We start from the raw sequence: 19,840 nt of genomic DNA, 5'->3' as shown, positions 1-19,840 counted from the left end.
GCTGCTGGATGGCGCAGGACGCCGCGATCGGCCACCGCGTCGGCGGCGGCACGATCCGCGCGCTCGGCATCGAGACGCCGCGCCAGCCGCTGTTCCGCATGGCGACCTACCTGCGCAACTCCGTCTACGGCTGGCGCCTGCGGCACATCCCGCTGCCGTGGAAGCTGCGCCAAGTCGCCTACCTCCCGGTGCAGACGCTCCTGTACTGGCGCGACAGCGGCTACCGCCCGGCGGTGCTGCGGCGGCTGGCCGGGGCGGTGCTCGACGGCTTCCGCGGTCGCCTCGGCCGCCCCTTCGACGCGCCATGACGACGCCCCGCACGGATCGACCGCCCGCGATCGACGTCGTGATCGTCAACTGGAACGGCGGCGCCCTGGTGCGCGCCTGCCTCGCCAGCCTGGCCGCCGCCGGCGACGATCCCGCCACGGACGTGGTCGTGGTCGACAACGCCTCGACCGACGGCTCCGCCGACGGCCTGGAGCGGCCGGACCTGCGCCTCACCGTGATCGGGAACGCCGACAATGCCGGGTTCGGGCGCGCCTGCAACCAGGGCGCGGCGGTCGGCCGGGCGCCGGCGATCCTGTTCCTCAACCCCGACACCGAGGTTGGGCCGGATGCGCTGCGTCTGGCGCTGGCGGCGCTCGACGCCGATCCGACGGTCGGCGTCGTCGGCGCACAGCTGGTCAACGAAGCCGGCCGTGTGCAGCGGATGTGCGCAAGGCGCCCGACCGCGGGCAGCCTGATCGGCCAGGAGCTTCATCTCGACCGGGTGATGCCAAGCCGGGTGCCGACGCATTTCATGACGGAGTGGGACCATGCCGCGTCCGGTCCGGTCGACCAAGTGATGGGCGCCTTCCTGCTGATCCGCCGGTCGCTGTTCGAACGGCTCGGCGGCTTCGACGAGCGCTTCCACGTCTATTACGAGGATGTCGATCTCTGCGCCCGCGCCTGGGATGCGGGCTTCACGGTGCGCCACGTCGCCGAGGCGACGGTCCGGCACGACGGCCAGGGGACGACCCGGCAGGTGAGGGCGCGGCGCCTGTTCTACATCCAGCGCAGCCGCATCCTCTATGCGGCCAAGCACCAGGGTGCGGCGACCGCCCTCGCGCTGCTGGCGGCGACCTTCGCGGTCCAGATCCCGTTGCGCCTCGCCCTGGCGCTGCGTCGCCGGTCCCTGCGCGAGGCCGGGCAGGTCGTCCACGCGGCGGCGCTGCTCGGCGGCGCCGTTCCCGCCCTTCTCGCGCGGCTGCGCCGCGCCGATTGACCCGAACACAAGCGCGACGGACCGTCCCGAAGCGCGCCGACGTCAGCAGGATCCATGCTTCACGGACAGAAGATCGCCGTCGTCCTCCCGGCCTACAACGCTGCCGCGACCCTTCAGAAGACGTTCGACGACATCCCCAAGGACATCGTCGACGACATCATCCTGATCGACGACGCGAGCCGCGACCGGACCGCCCTCATCGCCGAGGGCCTCGGCATCCACACCATCCGGCACGAGCGCAACCGCGGCTACGGCGGCAACCAGAAGACCTGCTACGAGGCGGCGCTGGCGCGGGGCGCCGACATCGTCGTCATGCTCCACCCCGACTACCAGTACGCGCCGCGCCTGGTCACCGCGATGGCCTCGATGATCGTCTCGGGCGAGTACGATGCGGTCCTCGCCTCCCGCATCCTCGGCAAGGGCGCCCTCGTCGGGGGCATGCCGCGGTACAAGTACGTCGCCAACCGCGTGCTGACGCTGCTGCAGAACCTCCTCATGGGCCAGAAGCTCTCGGAATATCACTCCGGCTACCGCGCCTGGAGCCGCACGGTGATCGAGACGATCCCCCTCGACCGCTGCTCGGAGGACTTCGTGTTCGACAACCAGATGCTCGCCCTGGCGATGCAGGCCGAGTTCCGGATCGGCGAGATCTCCTGCCCGACGCGGTACTTCCCCGAAGCCTCGTCGATCAATTTCCGCCGCAGCGTCGTCTACGGCTTCGGCGTGCTGCGGATGGCCTTCGCCTACCGCCTGCACCGCCTCGGGATCCGCCGGGAACCGCTCTTCGCCCCCACCGGGACGCCGCGGCGATGAACGCCGCACGTACCCACCTCGTCCTGGCGGGCGGGGTGCTGCTGGCTGCGATCGCGGTCCCGATCGTGCTCGGAGCGGTCTTCCCCGGAATGATCCTCGACCTGCTCAACGCAGCGATGAGCGCCGGTGCGGCCTTCGGCGTGGCCGGATGGGCCTGCCTCGTCCTCGCGCAGACCCTCGTCGCCACCGTCGGGATCCTGCCGGCCTCCCTCATCGGCGTGGCGGCGGGCGCTTTCTACGGGCCCGGCCTCGGTTTCGCCCTCGCGACGGCGGGGACGCTGCTCGGCGCGGGCGCGAGCTTCGCCATCGGCCGGTCGTGGCTCCGCCCGTACCTCGCGGGCTGGGTTTCGGGCGGCCGCCGGCTGGCTGCCATCGACCGGATGATCGTTGCCGACGGTTGGAAGGCAGTCGGCCTGATCCGCCTGTCGCCGATCCTGCCGTTCGCGCCGACGAGCTTCGCCCTGAGCCTCACCACCGTGCACGCGGGCGCCTACGCCATCGGCACGCTCGCAGCCTTGCCCGGCCTCTTCGTCTGCGTCCTCACGGGCGCGGCCGGGCGCAGCGGCGTCCTGGCCGCGACCGGCGGAACGGCATGGCTCTCGCCGATCCTCCTCGGGATCGGGATCGCGGCGACCCTCGGCCTGACGATGAGGCTGCGCAGCGCGCTCGGGCCGTTCGAGGGCGCCGAGCGATGACCCTCGGCTCGGTTTCCGGCCGCGCAGCCGACGACCTCCGTCTCTGGCTCGGTGCGTTCCTGCTCCTGGCGATGCCGCTCAGCCTGGTGCTGGCGCTGGCGATCCCCCTCGGCGAGGTGGCGGACGAGCCCGCCCACCTCATGCGCGCGGCGAGCCTCGTCGACGGGCAGATCGTCGGGCATCGCGAGACCATCGTCGGCCCCGACGGGCGATCCGCGATGGCGGCGGGCGTCCGGGTCGATCCCGTCTGGGAAGAGCTGGCGCGCACCCGCATGCCGGACAACGCCAAGATCGCGGCGCCGCCCGTCGATCCGGCCGTCGGCACCGGCCCTTGGCGCCGGACCGGCGCCTTCGCGCCGCTCTACACGATCGCCACCTATTTCCCCGTCTTCTACCTGCCGTCGGCCGCCGGCCTCGGGATCGGTCATGCCCTCGACCTGTCGGCGCGGGCCTCCGCCCGGCTCGGACGCCTGTTCGACGTGGCGGCCTATGCGCTGATCGGCCTCTGCGCCCTCGCGGTGGCACGCCGCGGCCGGGCCTGGCTGTTCGCCCTCCTCGCGTTGCCGATGACCCTGTCGCTCGCCGCCTCGTTCAACCAGGACGGGCTGATCGTCGCCGTCGCGATCCTCGCCGTCGCGCTGCTCACCCATGAGCCGGACGACCCGCGGGCGCGGCGACGCTTCGCCGGCGCCGCCATCCTGATCGCGCTGATCCTCCTGGCGAAGCCGCCCTACGCTCCGATCGCGCTGATCCTGCTCCTGCCGCTCCCGGGCGGAACCGGGCGCCGGATCGGCGCCGGCCTGCTTTCGCGCCCGGCTGCGGTCGTGGCGGTCGTCCTGCCGGCCGTGCTCTGGACCGCATATGCCACCGCGACGATCGCGACCCAGGTTCCACGGCCGCCCTACGAGGCCGGCCCGCTCTGGCCCGGCGACCGTCCGGCCACCTTCCACGGCACCGACCCGGCGGCGCAGCTTCGAGTGCTGATCGCGGAGCCGATGCGCTTCCTGACCGTGCCGGCGCGCTTCCTGCTGACGGTGAAGCACGCCGCGACGATGACCGAGGGCGTCGTCGGCATCCTGCGCTGGCACGACCGCCACCTTCCGGCAGCGCTGCACGCGCTGTGGATCCTCGCCCTCGCGGCGGCCCTGGCCGGCACCGGGCGAGCCCCCGGAAGCGGCGCCACCCTCGCGCTGCTGGTGCTCGCCGCCGCGCTCGCCCTATGGCTCGTCCTGATCTCGCAGTATCTCAGCTGGACCAATGTCGGCGATCCGCGCATCGACGGGCCCCAGGGACGCTACCTGCTGCCGATCCTGCCGATCTTCGCGCTGGTCCTGAGGCCGGATGCCGAGGCGGGAGCCGCGCCCCCCCGACGCCTCGTCCACTACGCGGCGGTCGCCGTCGCGGCCCTCGGCCTCGTCGTGGTCCCGATCGTAGCCTTGTGAGCGGCGGCTCCAGTCAGGCCGCGCGCCAGCGCAGGGCGGCGCCGTTGCCGAAGGCGCGGCCGTAGAGGGTGCCGTAATTGGCCGCGGCATCGTCCCAGCCGAAGGTGCGCGACATCGCCGTGCGGCGCATGGCGTTCAGGCGCTTCTTCTGGCCGAAGGTGTCGAGCGCCCGGCGGACGGCACCGGTGAAGCCCTTCGACGAGGTGTCGGCGAAGGTGAAGCCGGTGACGCCGTCCTCGACCGTGTCGGCGAGGCCGCCCGTGCGGCGCACGATCGGCAGCGAGCCGAAGCGCTGGGCGTACATCTGCGCGAGGCCGCACGGCTCGAAACGCGACGGCATCAGCAGGAAGTCGCTTCCGGCGAACATACGCCGCGCGTCGCGCTCCTCGAACCCGACATGGACGCCGACCGAATCGGGGTGCCGCCGGGCGAGGCCGCGCAGCGCATCCTCGAACCGCGCCTCGCCCTGGCCGATGGCCACGAGCTGTCCGCCCTCCGCGACGATGGTCTCGGCCGCCTGGATCGAGAGGTCGATGCCCTTCTGGTGCACGAGCCGCGAGACGATGGCGAAGAGCGGCCCGCGCGAGACCGCGAGCCCGAACTGGCGCCGCACCGATTCCGCGTTGGCGCGCTTGCCCTTCCAGTCGTCGGCCTCGAACCGCGTCGCGAGGTGCGGATCGGTGCGCGGGTCCCAGCTCTCGTCGATGCCGTTGAGGATGCCGGCGAGCCGCCCCTGCGCGGCGCGCGTGCGCAGCAGCCCGTCGAGGCCGCAGCCCGAGTCCGGCGTCAGGATCTCGCGAGCGTAGGTCTCGCTCACGGTGGTGACGTGGGTGGCGTAGTACAGGCCGGCCTTGAGGAACGAGAGCTGCCCGTAGAACTCGACGCCGTTCATGTCGAAGGCGTCCTCAGGCATGCCGAGGCGCGCCATCGTCTCGCGCGGGAACAGGCCCTGGTAGGCGAGGTTGTGGATCGTCAGCACGCTCGGCACGCGGATCCGGCGCCAGGCGAGATAGGCCGGGGCGAGGGCCGACTGCCAATCGTTGAGGTGGAGGAGATCGGCCGCCCAGGCCGGGTCGGCGCCCTGCGCGATCTCGGCGGCGGCGAGGCTCAGCCGGGCGAAGCGCAGGTCGTTGTCGGGGAAGTCGCCGTCGGCGTTGCCGTAGGGAGTTCCGTCGCGCTCGTAGAGGCCGGGGCTGAGTAGGACGTAGATGCGAAGTCCGTCGCCGGTCTCGACAAGGCCGAGGTCGCAGGGCGGGACGCCGGCGAAGCCGTCGAGCCGCGCCACGACGGGCATGTTTGGAAACGCGTCGACCACCTGCCGGTAGCCGGGGATCAGGACGCGGACGTCGTAGTGCTTGCGCAGCGCCCGCGGCAGCGCGCCGGCGACCTCCCCGAGACCGCCGGTCTTCACGAAATCGGCCATCTCCGGCGTCGCGTAGAGGATGCGGGGCTGGAGTGCGGTGCGAAGGTCGGGCAGGGCGTGCGACGGCGTCAGGATCGGCCGATCGAGGTTCGCGGCGGCCGGGTGGTACGCGTGGGGCTCGACCATCGATGGGTTTCCGCGCCGTGCGGATCGGTCCTGGCGCACCGTTCCATCCGCAGCCGATCTCGACATTGCCAACGCCCTCGTGCTCCGCCGGGTTTCCGCTGCGACGCACAATCTAGGCCAGGCAGATCGTTAATGCGCGGTTCATCGCATTGCACTGCGGCATTTAGGTTCGCGGTTTCAGCACTTCTGCAGGATCAGCCCCTCGTCCGGCCCGAGCGCGATGGAAGCGACCGCGCCATCGCCGCCACGATGCCCGCGGGTCGAGAGAAGCACCGTCCAGTTCTCGTCGGCGGGCAGGGCCAGCGTGTGCGAGGCGCCGCCGAAATTCAGCAGGATGCGGAACGCGCCGTCATCGCCGAACCGCTCATAGGCGAACACGTCGGCGGCTTCGGTCGCGATGCCGCGATACGCGCCCACCGAAAGCGCCGCGTGCTCGCGCCGCAGCGCGAGGAGGCGCCGGTACAGGGTGAGGATCGAGGTCGGATCGTCGCGGAGCGCGTCGACGTTCCGGGCCGCCGCATCGTCGGAGAGCGGCAGCCACGGTTCCACCGTCGAGAAGCCGGCATGGACCTCGCCGTCCCACTGCATCGGCGTCCGCTCGGGATCGCGGCCGTGTCCGGGCTCGTTCCGCTCCCACGGATCGCGGACGCGGTCGGCCGGGATCGGCACGTGGGCCAGGCCGATCTCGTCGCCGTAATACAGCGTCGGCGTGCCGCGCAGCGTCAGCAGCAGCATCGCCGCGATCCGCGCTTGGTTCGCCCCGACGCGGGCCGCGATGCGCGGCTGGTCGTGGTTGCCGAGCACCCAGTTCGGCCAGCCGCCGTCTGGCAGCGCGGCTTCGTAGTTCTCGACGAGGTCGGACACCGCCTCCGCGCTCCACGGCGTCTGGATCAGCTGGAAGTTGAACGGCATGTCGGCGCCGGAGAGGTCCGGGCCGTAATAGGCCATCAGCCGCTCCATCGGCAGGTAGATTTCGCCGATCAGCACCCGCTCGCCGTAGGGGCGCAGCACCGCGCGCATCTCGGCGATGACGTCGAGCACCTCGGGGCGGTCGGCGGAGTAGACCTGGGCGAAGCGGTTGATCTCCGGCTGCTCGGGCGAGAAGTCGGGATTGGCCGGATTGTCGCGGAATCCGGCATCCTTCATCAGGTGCCAGATCACGTCGACGCGGAACCCGTCGACGCCGCGCTCGAGCCAGAACCGGAGGGCGTCGTGCATCGCCGTCCGCACCGCCGGGTTGCGCCAGTTCAGGTCGGGCTGCTCCTTTAGGAAGGCGTGATAGTAGTATTGCCCGGTGGCCGGATCGAGGGTCCAGGCCGGTCCGCCGAAGTTGCTGAGCCAGTTGTTCGGCGGCCCACCATCCGGGGCCGGATCGCGCCAGATGTACCAGTCGCGCCGCGGGTTCGTGCGCGACGCGCGGCTTTCCGCGAACCAGGGATGCGTGATCGCGCTGTGGTTCGGCACGAAGTCGAGAATCACCTTCAGCCGCCGCCGATGCGCTTCCGCGACCAGGGCGTCGAAGTCGGCCAGCGTGCCGAACAGCGGATCGATCCCGCAATAGTCGGACACATCGTAGCCGTAGTCGGCCATCGGCGACGGGTAGATGGGCGAGATCCAAACCGCGTCGACCCCGAGCCAGGCGAGATGCTCGAGCCGGGCGGTGATGCCGGGCAGGTCGCCGATCCCGTCGGCGTCCGTGTCCTGGAAGGAGCGCGGATAGACTTGGTAGACCGTGCCGCGCTTCCACCAGACCGTGCCGGCCATGAGCGATATCCCCGAAGTTGACAGGCTCGGCTTTAGCGTTTTCGCCGGCGGGAGGCGACGGGGGTACGGTTCACCCGGAGTTCAACACCGGCGTGACAAAGTCCTGTCGGGTTTCGGTGCGACGGTGCTTGTGTCTGAAAGGACACAAAGGCGAATCAGATCGCCGCCATCGACGGGATCGAGCCCCAGCGACGCCTCGACAAGACCGGTGAGCGACCGCAGGATCGTCGATCCGGGACAGGGGTCGATCGCCGCCGACGAACGCAAGCGGCGCTCCCGAGACGCGAAGACGCGCCGGGGCCGACGATGGGGGATTGCACGTGCTGAAAGACGCTATCTTGGCACCCGTACCCGGCGACGCGCGATCCGACGCGCCGGATCGGACGAGCACCGTGCCGTTCCGTGAACCGCAGGTGTGGGACAAGCCGGCGCAGCCCGCCTCGGGCGATGCCGTCGCCGACCTCCGCGAAGCGATCCGCGCCAAGCTCGCCTACGCGATCGGCAAGTCTCCCGAGACGGCACGGGAGCGCGACTGGTTCGCGGCCACCGCCCTCGCGCTGCGCGACCGGATCGTCGACGCCTGCCAGGCCGCAGACCCGTCGGTACCGAACAAGCGGGTCTACTATCTTTCCCTCGAATTCCTGATCGGCCGGCTCCTGTCGGACGCGATGAACAATCTCGGCCTGGTCGAGACCACGCGTGCCGCCCTGCAGAGCCTGGGCGTCGACCTCGGCACCGTCGAGGGCGCCGAGCCCGACGCGGCTCTGGGCAATGGCGGCCTCGGCCGCCTCGCCGCCTGCTTCATGGAGAGCATGGCGAGCATCGGCATCCCGGCGATCGGCTACGGCATCCGCTACGACCACGGCCTGTTCCGCCAGACCTTCGAGGACGGCTGGCAGCGCGAGGCACCCGAGACCTGGCTCGCGGAGGGCAACCCCTGGGAGTTCGTGCGTCCGGACGCGACCTACGCGATCGGCTTCGGCGGCCACGTCACCATGGCGGCGGTCTCGCACGGCGTGATCCGCCGGCACTGGCATCCGGCCGAGACGGTGCTCGCGGTGGCGCACGACGTGCCCGTGGTCGGCTGGCGGGGAAAGACCGTGAACACGCTCCGCCTGTGGAAGGCCGAGAGTGAGGCGCCGGTCGATCTGGCGCAGTTCAACGGCGGCGACCATGTCGGCGCGGTCTGCAGCCGGATGCGCGCCGAGGCGATCTCGCGGGTGCTGTACCCGAGCGACTCGTCAACCGCCGGCCAGGAGCTGCGCCTGCGCCAGGAATACTTCTTCACCTCAGCCTCGCTGCAGGACCTCGTCCGGCGGCACGTGGCCGAGCGCGGCGACGTCCGCTCGCTGCACGACCACGCCGCGATCCAGCTCAACGACACGCACCCGGCCATCGCCGTGCCCGAGCTGATGCGCATCCTGCTGGAGGATCACGGGCTGCAGTGGGACGATGCCTGGCACGTCACGACCAACACGCTGAACTACACCAACCACACCCTGCTGCCGGAGGCGCTCGAGACCTGGCCGGTGGAGCTGATGGAGCGGCTGCTGCCGCGCCACATGCAGATCATCTACCTGATCAACTGGATGCACCTTGAGGAGCAGGGCCGCCACGGCCGCCACGACGCCGCCCACCTCGCCTCGGTCTCGCTGATCGACGAATCGCAGGGGCGCCGGGTGCGGATGGGGCACCTGGCCTTCCACGGCGCGCGTCGGGTGAACGGCGTCTCGGCGCTTCACACCGATCTGATGCGCTCGACGGTGTTCCGCGACCTGCACGCGCTCGACGGCGACAAGATCGTCAACAAGACCAACGGCATCACCTTCCGCCGCTGGCTGCACAACGCCAATCCCGGCCTGACCCGCCTCGCGGTGGAAGCGGTCGGGCCCGGCGTCCTCGACGATCCCGGCCTGCTGCGCGGGCTCGACGCCTTCGCCGAGGATCCGGCCTTCGTGAAGCGCTACGCGGCGGCCCGCTTCAGCCGCAAGCAGGCGCTGGCCGGGATCATCGCCGAGCGCACCGGGATCGACGTCGACCCCTCGGCGCTGTTCGATGTGCAGATCAAGCGCATCCACGAATACAAGCGCCAGCTTCTCAACGTCATCGAGACGGTGGCGCTCTACCAGGCGATCAAGGCCGAGCCCCACAAGGACTGGACGCCCCGCGTCAAGATCTTCGGCGGCAAGGCGGCCCCGAGCTACAGCCAGGCCAAGCTGATCATCAAGCTGGCGCTGGACGTGGCCAAGGCCGTCAACGACGACCCCGAGGTCGCCGACCGCCTGAAGGTTGTGTTCCTGCCGAACTATTCGGTGAGCCTCGCCGAGGCGATCATTCCGGCCGCCGACCTCTCCGAGCAGATCTCGACCGCGGGCATGGAGGCGTCGGGCACCGGCAACATGAAGCTGGCGCTCAACGGCGCGCTCACGGTCGGCACGCTCGACGGCGCCAACATCGAGATCCGCGACCATGTCGGTGCGGACAACATCTTCATCTTCGGGCTCGACGCCGCCGGCGTTCAGGCCCGCATCGCCGAGACCAACTACGCGCGCGACGCGATCCAGGCCTCGCCGCGCCTGGCCGCCGCCCTCGACATGATCGCCTCGGGCCGGTTCTCGCCGGACGAGCCGAACCGCTTCCGGCCGCTGACCGACGACCTGCGCCACCGCGACCAGTACCTGCTCACCGTCGACTTCGACGATTACTGGCGGGTCCAGCGCGAGATCGACGCCGCCTGGAAGGACCAGGCCGGCTGGTGGGCCAAGGCGATCCGCAACACGGCGCGGATGGCCTGGTTCTCGTCGGACCGGTCGATGCGGGAATACGCGCAGGAGATCTGGCGGGTGCAGGTCTAGGGGGACGCCTCTCGCCGCGGTTTTCCCTCCCCCCTGCGGGGGAGGGAAGGGCGGGCGCCTTCAAGAGAATCGCTGCACAGGCCAGCCGCTCAGGCTCAGGGTGGCTCGTGTCGCAAAGCGAGAACGAGGCGGGCGCCTGGGCGATCTACGCGTCGACCAGGACCGGATAGCATCGTGCGCCGACGGCAGCCGCGAGAACCTGCACCGCGCCCACCGTCGAGCTGTCGCCGGCCACGTGCACCACGTCCGTGGCGCGCAAAGCCGGCAGGTGAGCGGTGAGCGGTCCGGGCCGCACGTCCGGCGGCCGCTGGCGGCTGCGGTCGGCGCTGAGCACGATGCGCCCGACACCCGTCGCCCGCAGCCATTCCAGGCTCTCGCGCATGTAGAGATCCAGCGGATCGCGCGCGCCGACGACGACGCAGAGGTCGCGAGTCGGCTCGATGTAGCGGGCGGCGCGGGCGATCGACCAGATCTGCCCGAAGCCGCAGCCGGCCGAGACCAGCACGAGGCGCCCGCCGCCGGGGCGGTACTGCGCGCGTCCGACCGGGCCGCGAATCTTCACCTCGGAATGCAGCGGCAGCGAATCGGCGAGCGACCAGCCGTCCTCGTCCCGTGCGAGGTGGAACACCAGCTCGTTGAGTTCCGCCGAGCCGTCGACGCGCAGCGTCGGGCACAGGGTGCGCAGGCCGACGCCGTCGAGCGCGAGCGCGACCTGGGCGCCGGGTCCGAGCGGCAGGTCCTTGCTCACCGTGACGACGAGCTCGATCACATGCGCCGTGAGCGCGCGGACCTCGGTGACGGTGCCGGTGCGCATCGCGACCGCCGGGGCCGGCTCCTCCGCATGCGCGTGGATCGACGGGCCGGCCGGAAGCGCCAGCTTGATCGGGTCGACCCGCTCGCGGCGGCCCGGGACGCGGCGCGCTCCGGGAGTCGCTCCCTGTCCCGGAACGGCGGCGCCGTGGGTCGCCTGGGCGGTCGCGATCATGCCGTCGGCGACCGCCGCATCGAGCGGGGTGTCGCCGGTGGCGATGCGGACGGACTTGCCGTTGACGACGAGCGAGCAGCGCGCGCTCATGGTCGTCTCCCGAATGTCATGAGGATGGCGGCGATCAGCGCGGGGACATCAGCAGGCGATCGACCATGCCGGCCCAGCGCTCGCGGGTGGCACGCGCCTCCGCGCCGATCGGCTCCGGCTCGACGTGCAGCGCCATCCGGGCGCGTAGGGAAGCCGCCTCGGCCCGCTCGGCCATCAGGATGGCTTTCATCACCGCCATCTCGGCCTGAAGCCGCTCGACGACGTCCTCCTCGGGCTCGCCGTCGAAGGTCTCGTCCTGGAATTCAAGGTCTTCGAGGGCCGCCATCTCGTGCTCCGAGGTGGCGAACGCGGCCTCGAGCTGGGCGTCGGCCGGCTCATAAGCCGGCATCGCGTATGCGGTCGGCGCGGCGCTGCGCGGCGGGTCGAGGCGGATCGGGCGCGCGATCAGCCGGCGTACCACATCGGATCCGCTCGTCTCGCGAAACCGCCTTGCCGCTTCGGCCATCACCGTTCTCCAGCACGCGGCAGGGGCGTCGTGCGCCCTGCCATTTCTCCACACAACCTTCCGTCGGCATGGTTAAGGGAGGCTTAAATCGCGGTTGTCACGCGCCGATTCCTCCGGTCGGCGACGGGCGAGCATGGCGCCCGTCCGCCTCAGGAAATTCGGCTGCGCACCCGTCGCCGACCGAAATGGGTGCGCATCGCGCGCGGAAACGCTGCGACGTCACCGATTCGGGATCGTCACAGCGTCGATCGCGCGGCGTCAGATCGCCGGAGACAGGCCCGCGGACGTCGCGAGGCCACGGCCGCGCGGGTCGGGGCCGAACGTGTTCGGGCCGACCGTGCCCCGCAGGAACCCGGTCTCGATAAAGTACCAGAGGTTGCCGAGCGGAATGAGCGAGAGCAGCACCCAGACGCCGGGCTTGTCGCGGTCGTGGTAGCGCTTGATCCCGAGGCAGACCGACGACCAGACGATGAAGACCGTGGTGAGGAGGTTCAGGATTACGAACGGGATCGCTGCCGGCCCATCGACCTTGAAGCCTTCCCCTGCGGCGGCCTCGTTCGGGATCATCTGGGCCAGCACGTAGTTCAGCGCGGACGCGACGATGATGGCGCCGAACACCGAGCCGAGGATGCCCTTCCAGAAGGTCGCGCGCCCGATCCGGCCTTCGGCGGAGAAGAGAAGTTTTTTCATGATGTCGACAGCCCCATCGGCCCTCCGTCCGCGCATGGTTCTGCGGGATCGGCCGGCGATCGAGCCGTAGGGTGCCGAAAGCTTGGCTTCAACGCGAAGGGCGACCGCGGGACGGGGGTGCAAGAGTTCGGGACGCCGGAGCAATCGACCTGGGGATGAAACCCCGATCACGCGGCTTCCGGTGCCGCCCCCACGAGCTGGCGGGCCTGCAGCATCGTCATCGGCTCGCCGAAGGCGTAGCCCTGCGCGTAGTCGCAGCCGAGCTCGGCCAAGGCCTGGGCGTCGGCCTCGGACTCCGCACCCTCGGCGACGATGGCGAGGTTGAGCTCGTTGGCCATCCGCACGATCGAGCGCAGGATCGCCGTCTTGCCCGAGGCCATCTGGCGGACGAAGGACTGGTCGATCTTGATCGTGTCGAAGGGGAAGCGCTGCAGGTAGGACAGCGCCGAGTAGCCGGTGCCGAAATCGTCGAGCGAGAGCCCGGCGCCGAGATCGTGGATGCGGGTCAGCATCTGCGCGGCGTATTCGGGGTTCTCCATCACCAGGCTCTCGGTGAGCTCGAGCTTGAGCGAGCCCGGGATCACGCCGGAGCGGGCGAGCACCGTCTTCACGTCGTGCAGCAGGTCGTGCCGCAGCAGCTGGCGCGACGAGACGTTGACCGAGGCGAAGATCGGCGGGTCGACCTCGAGCGAGCGTTGCCATGCGGCGAGCTCCAGCGCGGTCCGTTCGAGGGCGAAGATCCCGAGGTTGACGACGAACCCGCTCTCTTCCGCGACCGGCATGAAGGTGGCCGGCGGGATGCGCCCGAGCTTGGGGTGATCCCAGCGCAGGATCGCCTCGAAGCCGGCCACCGTGCGGTCCTCTAGGCGGACGACCGGCTGGAACAGCACCTTCATCTCGTTGCGCTCGAGCGAGCGGCGGAGGTCGCTCTCCAGCATCAGCCGGTCCGAGCGCTCGGCGCGCATATCGGCGCGGAACACCTCGATGCGGTCGCCGCCGCCGCGCTTGGCCTGGACCATCGCGGTCTCGGCGTTCTTGAACACCTCGTCGCGCTTGAGGCTGGCGCCGGTCTCGTGCAGCGCCAGGCCGATCGAGACGGTGAGGAAGATCTCGCGGTCGGCATAGGTGATCGGCGTCGCGATGGCGCGGCGGATCATCTCCGCGAAGGCCAGGATGCGGTCCGAATCGCGTTCCGACAGCAGGATGACCGCGAACTCGTCGCCGGCCACGCGCGCCAGCGTGTCCTGCGGCCGCAGCAGGCGGCCGAGGCGGCGCGACAGGGTGAGCAGGATCGAGTCGCCGGCCGAGAGGCCGATCGCGTCGTTGATGCCCTTGAACCGGTCGATGTCGAGGACGATCACCGTCGGCTTCAGCCGCGGGTCCTGGCTCGCGAAGGCGATCGCGGCATCGAGACGGTCGCCGAACAGCTCGCGGTTCGGCAGGCCGGTGAGGCTGTCGTGCACGGCGTCGTGCAGGAGGCGCTCCTCGGCGGTCTTGATCTCGGTGACGTCGGCGATGGTGCCGACGATGCGGATCACCTCGCCGTCGTTGCCGATCACCGGGCGGGCCTTGAGGCGGTACCAGTAATAGGCCCCGCCCGAGGTGCGCAGGCGGAAATCGTGCACGATGCGGCCGCGCCGCTCCTCGATCATGGTGTCGAGGGTGGCCGAGTAGCGCTCGATGTCGAACGGGTGCAGCAGCCCGAGCCAGTTCGCGGCCGGCCCCTCCAATGCGCCGCGCTTGAGGCCGAGCTGGACCTCGATCTCCTGGCCGGCGAAGACCCGGTCGCCCGGCACGTCCCAGTCGAACACCACGTCGCCAGCGCCGGTGAGCGCCAGCGCTCGCCGCTCGGTGTCGGAGACGAGGGCGTGGGTGAGGCCGCCGCCGGCGAAGGCGTGCTGCATCACCGTGAAGCCGATCAGCATGACGATCAGCACGAGGCCGCCGATCAGCGCCGGCTGGGTCAGCTCGCTGCCGATCTGGCCGGTCACCGCGAAGCCGGCGGCCGTGACCCAGACGACGAGCAGCGTCCAGGTCGGCACGAGTAGGATGGCGCGGTCGTAGCCGTTATGGGCGGCGAGGTAGGCGATCAGCAGCAGCCCGACCCCGGCGACCGCGGCGATCGAGATGCGCGCGACGCCCGCCGCCACCGGCGGATCGAACAGGGCGAGGCCGACGAGCCCTGCCAGGAAGGTCAGCCAGAAGAACGCGACGTGGCTGTAGCGCACGTGCCAGCGCGAGAGGTTGAGGTAGGCGAACAGGAACACCAGCAGCGTCGCGGCCAGCACCGCCTCCGCCGAGGCGCGGTAGACCCGCTCCGCCAGCTCGGTGACCGGGAAGACCCGCTGCAGGAAACCGAAATCGATGCAGGCATAGGCCAGGACCGACCAGGCGAGCGCGGCCGCCGCGGGGAAGATGATCGCGCCCTTGACCACGAAGACGATGGTGAGGAACAGCGCCAGCAGGCCGCTGATGCCGATGATGATGCCCTTGTAGAGCGTCAGGCCGGCGGCCTTCTTGCGGTAGGCGTCCTGGTCCCAGAGGTGCACCTGCGGGATGTTCGGGCCGCGCAGCTCGGCGACGTAGGTGATCGTCGTGCCGGGATCGAGGGTGATGACGAACTCGTCGGCTTCCGGGTTCTCGTTGCGCTCGGGCCGGATGCCCTGGCTCGCGGTGATCGCCGCGATGCGCGAGCCGCCGAGATCGGGCCAGACCACGCCGGAATCGACCAGCCGGAAATGCGGCGCGACGAGGATGCGCTCGATCTGCTCGTCGGTGTCGTTGGTGAGCGCGAACACCATCCAGTCGGGCCGCGCGCCGGCATCGCGCGCCTTCACGACGATGCGGCGGACGATGCCGTCCTTGCCCGGTGCCGTCGAGATCTGGATCAGGTCGCCGTCCGAGCGGTAGCGCTCGATCGCCGTCGTCAGGTCGATCACCGGCGCGTCGAGGGTGACCCGCACCGCCTCCACGGCCCGAGCGGAACCGCTGAGCAGAAGGCCGCAGAAGAGTGCGAGATAAAGGGCGAGGATGCGCAACGGGCGAGTGTTCCGGCCGGGTACGGCGGCGAGTACGGCTCAGGTTCCGCGCAGTGGTAAAGGCGGGATTAACCTGGAGCAAGGCGGCAGAGGCCCGGCGGCCGGCGTCACCCACCGCTGGCATACGCGATCGTCCGGGCCGGGGATCGCCCGCTTTTGCGGCCAAAACAAGTTTTCGGTCGCAGCGCGGGCGTGCCGTCCCCGGTCTCGCTCAGGCGGCGCGCAGCACCGCCGTGATCCGGTCGAGGGACGGGAGCTTCTTGATCGGGCCGATGGCGGCGAGCGTCGGCGCCCCGGCGAGGACCGCGAGGCCGGCCGCGCGCACGTGGTCCACCGTGACGGCGTCGACCTTGGCGATCACCTCCTCGGCCGGGATCACGCGGCCCCAGGCGAGGATCTGGCGCGCGTTGCGCTCGATCCGGCCGCCGGGCGTCTCCAGCGCGGAGAGCAGCGAGACCTTCAGCTGGGCCTTGGCGCGGGCGATCTCGACGGTGTCGAGGTCGCGTGCCGCGCGCGCGGTCGCTGACAGCGTCACCTCGACAAGCTCAGGCAGGTCCGCGCCGGAGGTCGCCGCGCCGATGCCAAACAGCCCGCAATCGGAGAACGGCCAGTGAAACGCCTGGATCTCGTAGGCGAGGCCACGGGTCTCGCGCACCTCCTGCCAGAGCCGCGAGGTCAGCCCGCCGCCGAGCACCTGCGAGAACATGTGCAGCGCGTAGTAGGCGTCGTCGCGGAACGACAGGCCGGGCAGGCCGATCACCACGTTGGCCTGCTCGAGCTTCTTCGGCATGCGGCGCTCGCCGCCGGCATAGTTCCCGGGGATCGCCTCGGGCGCGCTCGACCTCGGCATGGCGCCGAAATGGCGCTCGGCCGACGCGACGAAGGCCTCGTGCTCGACGGCGCCGGCGGCGGCGACCACGAAGCGGTCGGGGGTGTATTCGCGGGCGAGGTAGGCGCGGATGCCGGCCTCGTCGAAGCTCCGGATGGTCTCCGGCCGGCCGATGATCGGGCGCCCGATCGGCTGCCCGGGGAAGGCGGCCTCGGTGAAGGCGTCGTAGACCACGTCGTCCGGCGTGTCCTCGATCCCGGCATGTTCCTGCAGGATCACGCCCTTCTCGCGGGCGAGCTCGCCCGCGTCGAACACGGAATCGGTCAGGATGTCGCCGAGCACGTCGAGCGCGGTGCCGACATCCTCGCCGAGCACCCGCGCGGTGTAGCTCGTGCCCTCGGCCGAGGTCGCGGCGTTGATCTCGCCGCCGAGGTTCTCGATGTCCTCGGCGATGGCCCGGGCCGAGCGCGTGCGCGTGCCCTTGAACGCCATGTGCTCGATGAGGTGGCTCAGGCCGTTCTCGTCCGGGCGCTCGTGGCGCGATCCCGCCCCGACCCAGACGCCGAGCGTCGCAGTGGCCACGCCCGGCATCGCTTCGGTCGCGACGGTGACGCCGTTGTCGAGGGTGGTGATGCGCAGGCCCGGGGAGGCGGCGTGGGTGGCGAAGTGCTGGTTCATGCGCCCCTCGTGATGCGCGCGCGGTTGCGGATCAGGGCCTCGACCGCGGCCTGGTCGTTGCCGACCCGCGTCATGCGCTCGGGCCGGTCCATCAGGTCGGCGAGATGCGGGGGGAGGGCGGGGCGAAGGCCGCCGGTGGCGCGGCTCACCGCATCGGGGAACTTGGCGGCGTGCGCGGTCGCCAACGCCACCACCGGGGTCGCCGGGTCCTGCCGCAGCAGGCGGCGGGCGGCCCGAACGCCGATGGCGCTGTGGGGATCGAGCACGTGCCCGGTGGCGGCGTGGGTCTGGGCGATCTCGTCCATCACGTCGGGCTCCGACACGGCGGTGGCGTCGAACTCGGCACGCACCTTGGCGAGCACCCCCTCGTCGAGGCTGAAGCCGCCGGACTGCTTGAGCCCGGACATGAGGCGGCCGAGCGAGGCGGCGTCGCGATCGAGCGCCTCGAACAGCAGCCGCTCGAAGTTCGACGAGATCTGGATGTCCATCGAGGGCGAGGTCGTGGCCTGGACGCCGCGCAGCTCGTAGGCGCCGTGCTCGAGCGTGCGCGCCAGGATGTCGTTGGCGTTGGTGCCGATCATCAGGCGCTCGATCGGCAGCCCCATGCGCTTGGCGACCCAGCCGGCCAGCACGTCGCCGAAGTTGCCGGTCGGCACCGCGAACGACACCTTGCGGTGCGGCGCGCCGAGCGCGACCGCGCTGGTGAAGTAGTACACGGCCTGCGCCGCGACGCGGGCCCAGTTGATCGAATTGACGCCCGAGAGCTTCACCGCGTCGGCGAAGTCGGCGTGCTGGAACATGGCCTTCACCATGTTCTGGCAGTCGTCGAAGTTGCCGTCGACCGCGAGCGCGTGGACGTTCGGCGCGTCGACCGAGGTCATCTGCCGGCGCTGCACCTCCGACACGCGGCCGTGCGGGAACAGGATGAAGATGTCGACTTGGTCCAGCCCGCCGAAGGCCTCGACCGCGGCGCTGCCGGTGTCGCCCGAGGTCGCGCCGACGATGGTGGCGCGGCTGCCGCGGGCGCGGAGCACGTGGTCCATCAGCCGCCCGAGCAGCTGCATCGCCACGTCCTTGAACGCGAGCGTCGGGCCGTGGAAGAGCTCGAGCAGGAACAGGTTGTCGTCGAGCTGGGTCAGCGGGCAGATCGCCGGGTGGCGGAAGGTGGCGTAGGCCTCCTCGATCATCCGGTCGAGGTCGGCATCCGCGATCTCGCCGTCGATCAGGGGGCGCAGCACCAGCTTGGCGGCGTCGGCGTAGCGCTTGCCGGCCAGCCCCGCGATCTCGCTCGCGGACAAGGTCGGCCACGCCTCCGGCACGTAGAGGCCGCCGTCGCGGGCGAGCCCGGCGAGCAGGGCATCGGAGAACGAGAGCGGCGCGGCGGATCCGCGGGTCGAGACGTGCAGCACGGGGGCCTCCGGGGAAGGCGCCCCCTCTACACGATGCGGTCGGGCGTGTCGAAGACCGCCGAGGCGGGTTCAGGCGTTCGTGCCCTCGGCCTTGACCAGCCGGCAGCCGCTGATGCGCCACGCTCCGTCGGCGCCGCGCTCGAGGCTGTAGACGGCGGTCCAGTCGACGCCGTCCTCGTCCTGGATCGCCACGTCCTGCGAGAGCGCCCCGTCGCCGAGGTCCTGCATCTGCCTGAACACGAAGGTGCGGTGCCGATAGACCGGCCGGTAGTTGTTGCGCACCATGCCGAGGAACACGTCGGCGGTCGGGAACATGCCCTGGATCGCCGGGGCTGCCTGGGCGTAGGCGGTGGCGGCGTCGTCGCGCACCAGCGCCTCGGCCTGCCGGGTGATCGCCGCGCGGGCCGCCTCGCGGGCGCCGTCGTCGGCAGCGTGCGCCGACGTCAACGCGAGGGCGAGGAACAGGGCGAGCCAGCTGCGCATCGGATCACTCCGCCATAGGACGCAGCGAGTGTAGCCGGCGTCGCCGCCGCCGCAAGCCCGACCTCAGGCGCCGGAAGGCGCGTCCGGCTCGTGCAGGCGCTTCCAGGCAAACACGGAAAAGACGCCGAGCAGGCAGGCGGCGATGCCGAACCAGGTGAAGGCGTATTGCAGATGGTTGTTGGGCAGGTCGACCCGGAGCTGCCCGCCGCGCGGCCAGGTCCGGCTGCCGGGCACGGCATCCGCCTCGATCAGGTAGGGGGCGGCCTCCGGGAAGCCGCGCGCCGCGGCGATGCCCGGCACGTCGCGGTTGAACCACTCGTTGCGCACCGGATCGGGCGCCGGCACGAACATCGTCCGTGGCTCGCTGCCGCGCATCAGGCCGACGATCGTGGTGTCGCCCTCGACCAGCCCGTCGCGGCGATCGGCCTGGTTCTTCAGCTCGGTCGGCACGAAGCCGCGGTTGACCAGCACCATCGAGCCGTCGTCGCGCCGGAACGGCGTGATCACGTAGTAGCCCTGCAGCGCGCGGCCCGGCGTCTCGCCGGCCGCGAGCCCGTGGACCAGCGTCTCGCGATCGTTGAGGAAGCGGCCGCCGACGCGGACATGCTCGAACTCGTCGCGCGCCGGGTTCCAGTCGGCGGGCGGCGGCACCGGCTCGGCCTGCGAGCGCGAGACGATGCGGGCGATCAGCGCCTCCTTCTCGCCCTTGCGCTCGAGCTGCCACACCCCGAGGCCGAGGAGGATCGCGAGTGCCATCAGCGTCGCGAGCGCCGGCGGGATCAGGTCGCGG

At 70.9% G+C, this 19,840-nt stretch carries 15 protein-coding genes and 1 pseudogene; 6 read left to right on the top strand and 10 right to left on the bottom strand.

Going from position 1 to position 19,840, the window contains the following annotated elements; translation table 11 throughout:
• From FV223_RS02030 to FV223_RS02010, 5 genes and pseudogenes are all read left to right on the top strand, one after another.
• A pseudogene (locus tag FV223_RS02030) lies at positions 1–308 on the top strand (rhamnosyltransferase); the annotation flags it as partial.
• Positions 305–1,264 carry a glycosyltransferase family 2 protein gene (locus FV223_RS02025; RefSeq protein WP_147725223.1) on the top strand — a complete coding sequence of 320 codons (960 nt, stop codon included), beginning with the start codon at positions 305–307 and terminating at the stop codon, positions 1,262–1,264. The pseudogene FV223_RS02030 and the gene FV223_RS02025, both read left to right, overlap by 4 nt.
• 54 nt (positions 1,265–1,318) lie before the next feature.
• Positions 1,319–2,077, top strand: a complete 759-nt coding sequence (locus FV223_RS02020) for a glycosyltransferase family 2 protein (RefSeq protein ID WP_147725222.1) — start codon at positions 1,319–1,321, stop codon at positions 2,075–2,077.
• Positions 2,074–2,772 (top strand): VTT domain-containing protein, encoded by a 699-nt coding sequence (locus FV223_RS02015; protein WP_147725220.1) that lies wholly within the window; start codon positions 2,074–2,076, stop codon positions 2,770–2,772. Before FV223_RS02020 ends, FV223_RS02015 begins: the two co-directional genes overlap by 4 nt.
• Positions 2,769–4,214 (top strand): DUF2142 domain-containing protein, encoded by a 1,446-nt coding sequence (locus FV223_RS02010; RefSeq protein ID WP_187276018.1) that lies wholly within the window; start codon positions 2,769–2,771, stop codon positions 4,212–4,214. The genes FV223_RS02015 and FV223_RS02010 overlap by 4 nt, the downstream gene beginning before the upstream one ends.
• Before the next feature lie 13 nt (positions 4,215–4,227).
• Here the strand turns inward: FV223_RS02010 and glgA are convergent, their stop codons facing one another.
• Complete coding sequence (gene glgA, locus FV223_RS02005) at positions 4,228–5,763, bottom strand: glycogen synthase GlgA (protein WP_147725216.1); 1,536 nt, start codon at positions 5,761–5,763, stop codon at positions 4,228–4,230.
• A 177-nt stretch (positions 5,764–5,940) separates the two neighbouring features.
• Complete coding sequence (locus FV223_RS02000; protein ID WP_147725214.1) at positions 5,941–7,527, bottom strand: alpha-amylase family glycosyl hydrolase; 1,587 nt, start codon at positions 7,525–7,527, stop codon at positions 5,941–5,943.
• Positions 7,528–7,919: 392 nt separating this feature from the next.
• Between FV223_RS02000 and FV223_RS01995 the strand changes: the two genes are divergently transcribed.
• Positions 7,920–10,382 carry a glycogen/starch/alpha-glucan phosphorylase gene (locus FV223_RS01995; protein WP_246686339.1) on the top strand — a complete coding sequence of 821 codons (2,463 nt, stop codon included), beginning with the start codon at positions 7,920–7,922 and terminating at the stop codon, positions 10,380–10,382.
• Positions 10,383–10,527: 145 nt separating this feature from the next.
• On the opposite strand, the gene FV223_RS01990 is transcribed toward FV223_RS01995, so the two are convergent.
• The 8 genes from FV223_RS01990 to FV223_RS01955 all read right to left on the bottom strand — a co-directional run bounded on the left by FV223_RS01990 (position 10,528) and on the right by FV223_RS01955 (position 19,806).
• On the bottom strand, positions 10,528–11,457 hold the full coding sequence (locus FV223_RS01990; protein WP_187274634.1) for a ferredoxin--NAD(+) reductase: 930 nt from the start codon (positions 11,455–11,457) through the stop codon (positions 10,528–10,530).
• 34 nt (positions 11,458–11,491) lie between these two features.
• Entirely contained in the window at positions 11,492–11,923 is a 432-nt protein-coding gene (locus FV223_RS01985; RefSeq protein WP_210247490.1) for a hypothetical protein, read from the bottom strand.
• A 258-nt stretch (positions 11,924–12,181) separates the two neighbouring features.
• On the bottom strand, positions 12,182–12,613 hold the full coding sequence (locus tag FV223_RS01980) for a DUF805 domain-containing protein (protein WP_187274633.1): 432 nt from the start codon (positions 12,611–12,613) through the stop codon (positions 12,182–12,184).
• Positions 12,614–12,780: 167 nt separating this feature from the next.
• Positions 12,781–15,651: an EAL domain-containing protein gene (locus FV223_RS01975; protein WP_147725207.1), complete on the bottom strand. Its 2,871-nt coding sequence runs from the start codon at positions 15,649–15,651 to the stop codon at positions 12,781–12,783.
• A gap of 211 nt (positions 15,652–15,862) precedes the next feature.
• Positions 15,863–17,158, bottom strand: coding sequence for a pitrilysin family protein (locus FV223_RS01970; protein ID WP_147725205.1), 1,296 nt, complete (start codon positions 17,156–17,158; stop codon positions 15,863–15,865).
• On the bottom strand, positions 17,155–18,567 hold the full coding sequence (thrC, locus tag FV223_RS01965) for a threonine synthase (protein ID WP_147725203.1): 1,413 nt from the start codon (positions 18,565–18,567) through the stop codon (positions 17,155–17,157). Before thrC ends, FV223_RS01970 begins: the two co-directional genes overlap by 4 nt.
• A gap of 69 nt (positions 18,568–18,636) precedes the next feature.
• Entirely contained in the window at positions 18,637–19,050 is a 414-nt protein-coding gene (locus FV223_RS01960; protein WP_147725201.1) for a DUF4864 domain-containing protein, read from the bottom strand.
• 63 nt (positions 19,051–19,113) lie between these two features.
• On the bottom strand, positions 19,114–19,806 hold the full coding sequence (locus FV223_RS01955) for an SURF1 family protein (protein WP_147725228.1): 693 nt from the start codon (positions 19,804–19,806) through the stop codon (positions 19,114–19,116).
• Between the last annotated feature and the right edge of the window lie 34 nt (positions 19,807–19,840).

It is taken from the genome of Methylobacterium sp. WL116, assembly GCF_008039455.1.
Lineage (GTDB): Bacteria > Pseudomonadota > Alphaproteobacteria > Rhizobiales > Beijerinckiaceae > Methylobacterium.
This window is presented reverse-complemented; position numbering and strand designations above follow the sequence as displayed.